Below are 1,293 nucleotides of genomic sequence, written 5' to 3'. Positions count from 1 at the left end.
TGTATGGACCGGGGACCTTGGAAACAGGTGTGCGCGGACATAGGAAACACGTTGGCAGGTTAGCGCTTTACAAGCAAGGAGTTCAAGTCCAGCCGCATGAACGGGTGGTGGCAGAAGAACACGTTGAAGTGACCGTCGTGCTGCGGATCGGCCCGGAACGCGATGGGCAACTTCAGAAGGCAATTGGGCACTTTCAGCTTGTGTCCCAGGAAGTTGGCCTGGCCGTTGTGCTTGACCGTCACCACCGTGTCGTCTGGCTGGTACTCGATGGGCGCCAAGGCCTGCGGGTAGGGCCTGGGGCTGATTGCGTAGCGTTTGGCAGGCGTGAGCAGGTCCAGCGCATCGTGCGGGCGCTCGTGGTTGTAAATGCTGCGCCAGCGCTCGAAGGCCGCTTGGGCATGCGCCAGGTCGACGAAGCTGCGGCCTGCGAGCAACTCCGTCTTCAGCGAGCGATGGAAGCGTTCGATCTTGCCGTTGGTCTGAGGGTGATACGGCGCACTGTGGCTGATTCGGATGCCCAGCCTGATAAGCCACACGCCCAATTCGGACAGCCCATGACCCGGCTGGCGCGGAGCGCCCCAGGGGGCCCCGTTGTCCGTGTTGATACGCACCGGCAGCCCGTAGCGGGTGAAGACCTGCACCAAGTGCGGCTGCACGCTGTCGATGCTCACACCCGGGCAAGCTTTCAACGCGAGATTGAAGCGCGAATGGTCGTCCAGCACGGTCAGCGGATAGCAGCGCGCTGCAGCCATGCCGAAGTCGCCTTTGAAGTCGATCTGCCACAAGGCATTGGGCTGCTCGTGCTCGAAGCGGCACCAGGGCTCGCTCGCCTGACTGGACTCGGGCGTGATCAGCCCGTGGCGATGCAGGATATTGGTGACCGTGCTGGGGGCTGGCACGTCGCTCATGCCCTGGTCGGCCAGCCGACGGGCGATCTTGCGTCCGCCCCAGCTGGGGTGGACGCGGCGCAGTTCGATCACTGCCTGCTCCAGCTCGCAGGCGCTGCGCGTGGGCGAGGTCAACGGACGTGTGCTGCGCGGCGTGCACGCTTGCGTCATGCCTTGCAGCGCATGCCGCTTGAGCAGCGAGTAGCCGGTCTTGGGGCTGATGCCGAACCGCCGACACAGCTCGCGCCGGTTCGCTCCCTCTTGCAAAGCCAGTTGCACGAACTCTCGCTTGGTGTCCATCAGGTCTCTCGGTTGCCAGGGCATGGGGCTCTTCCTCGGTCGTCTCGACCTCGAAAGTGTTTCCTATGTCCGCGCACACCTGTTTCCAAGGTCCCCGGTCCATACA

The 1,293-nt window shown here is 63.7% G+C and carries 1 protein-coding gene; it reads right to left on the bottom strand.

The window, feature by feature from the left end:
- Positions 1 to 59: 59 nt before the first annotated feature.
- Positions 60 to 1,211, bottom strand: coding sequence for an IS481 family transposase (locus ACSFBF_RS36005; protein ID WP_435475174.1), 1,152 nt, complete (start codon positions 1,209 to 1,211; stop codon positions 60 to 62).
- Between the last annotated feature and the right edge of the window lie 82 nt (positions 1,212 to 1,293).

It is taken from the genome of Variovorax nivicola, from assembly GCF_051216475.1.
In the GTDB taxonomy this organism is placed as follows: domain Bacteria; phylum Pseudomonadota; class Gammaproteobacteria; order Burkholderiales; family Burkholderiaceae_C; genus Variovorax.
Note: the sequence above shows the minus strand (reverse complement) of the source record. Positions and strands in the feature narration are given on the sequence as shown.

Bases quoted from the DNA above. Each gene is read 5' to 3' on its own strand.
- ACSFBF_RS36005 (WP_435475174.1), bottom strand. From the start codon at position 1,211: ATGCCCTGGCAACCGAGAGACCTGATGGACACCAAGCGAGAGTTCGTG.